This window comes from Mycobacterium sp. (assembly GCF_049683355.1).
Lineage (GTDB): Bacteria > Actinomycetota > Actinomycetes > Mycobacteriales > Mycobacteriaceae > Mycobacterium.
In genome coordinates this window covers 1-1,701 of sequence record NZ_JBAUJB010000350.1, presented here as the reverse complement: position 1 = coordinate 1,701, position 1,701 = coordinate 1, and the positions used below count along the sequence as shown (strand labels likewise).

The window sequence follows — 1,701 nt, the reverse complement described above, 5'->3', positions numbered from 1 at the left end:
AGCCGATGGCCTCGGCCACCGGAAGCCGGGTGCCCTCGGTCTGCTTGAGCCGGGTGGCCTGCTTGAGCGACGATCCGCCGACGTACTCCATGACGATGTAGCCGACCGGGTTGCCGTGCTTGTCGTCGTGCTCGACGAAGTTGTAGATCTTGACGATGCCGGGGTGGGTCACCTCGGCGAGGAACTGCCGCTCGGCCATCGCGATGGCCTGGGCCTCGGCGTCACCGGAGTGCACCAGGCCCTTGAGCACCACCGGACGGTCGTTGACGTTCTTGTCGAACGCCAGATACACCCAGCCCAGACCACCGTGCGCGATGCAGCCCTTGATCTCGTACTGGTCGGCCACGATGTCGCCGACGCCCAGCTGCGGCAGGAACGAGTACGAACTGCCGCAGTGTGGGCACCAGCCCTCCGACAGGGCCCGCCCGTCGGGCGTCGACCGGCCTACGGGTCGTCCGCAGTTCCAGCAGAAGCGCTTGGACTCCGCCACGACGGGGTCGGTCATCAGCGCGGCCAACGGGTCCACGGCGGGCACCCGGGGGATCTCCACCAGCCCGCCGCCGAGCCGACGGGTCGGCGACACCGTCCGGGTCAGCGTCGTGGGCTGGTCCTGAGGTTCGGTGTCGCCGGTCTGCAGCGAATCGCTGTCCTCGTCGTCATCGTCGAAGTTGGGGCGGAACACCGCCTGCGTGGACATCGGACGCATCGTCGGCGCCGACTCCATGTCGAGTTCGTCCAGGCTCGCCGGCTGGGTGCCCGGGTCTTCATCGTGGTCCCTGTCGTGGTCCTCGCGTGGTGCTTCGCCCATCAGTCCGAGTACCTCGCCGGTGGAGCCTGCGGTGCCGGACCCAGCACCGTCAACCACTTGCGGTACAACGTGTTCCAGGTGCCGTCGCGACGGATCCGCTCAAGGGTGCCGTTGACGAACCGGACCAGGCCGGTGTTCTCCTTGTTGATGCCGATGCCGTACGGCTCCTCACTCAGCGAGGGGCCGACGATGTGTAGATAGGGATCCTGGGCCACCAGCCCGGCCAGGATCGAGTCGTCGGTGCTGACCGCGTCGACCTGGCGTTGCTGCAGTGCGACCAGACAGTCGGCCCATGTGACCGCGCCGACGACGATCGGCGGCGGCGAGATCTCCTGGATCCGCTGCAGCGACGTGGTGCCCTTGGCGACGCAGACCCGCTTCCCCGACAGATCGGCCGGGGTCCTGATCGGCGAGTCGCGGGGGGCCAGGATCCGTTGGTCGGCGGTCAGGTAGACCGTGGAGAAGTTGACCTGCTCCTTGCGGTCACAGGTGATGGTCATGGTTTTGACCACCACGTCGACCTCGTTGTTCTGCAGCGCATCGACACGGTCCGCCGACGACAGGATCCGGTACTCGACCTGTGACGGGGTGCCGAAGATGTCGCGCGCGATCTCCCCGGCGATGTCGACGTCGAAACCGGTGATCTCGCCGGTGATCGGGTCACGGAAGCTGAACAGGTTGCTGCCGATGTCCAGGCCGACCACCAGCCTGCCGCGGCCCCTGATGTTGGCGACTGCCTCCTCGGCCTCGGCTTCGGTGTCGAACGGGCGCAAACTTGCCGTCACGTTGCAGGCGTCGGCGTCTGCGGCCGGCGCCCGCGCCGGTTCCGGCGGCAACTCCTCCAACCCGGCCGGCGTCGGCGGCGCCAGCGTGACGCCGGGGGTGGGCGCCAT

2 protein-coding genes are annotated in these 1,701 nt (G+C 68.1%); both read right to left on the bottom strand.

Translation table 11 applies throughout. The features are described 5' to 3' along the window. The coding region (locus WA944_RS20045) for a serine/threonine protein kinase (RefSeq protein ID WP_526611143.1) at window positions 1-808 on the bottom strand (808 nt) is incomplete at its 3' end. After that, window positions 808-1,701: glutamate ABC transporter substrate-binding protein (locus WA944_RS20040; RefSeq protein WP_526647278.1), on the bottom strand; the 894-nt coding region annotated here is incomplete at its 5' end. The genes WA944_RS20040 and WA944_RS20045, both read right to left, overlap by 1 nt.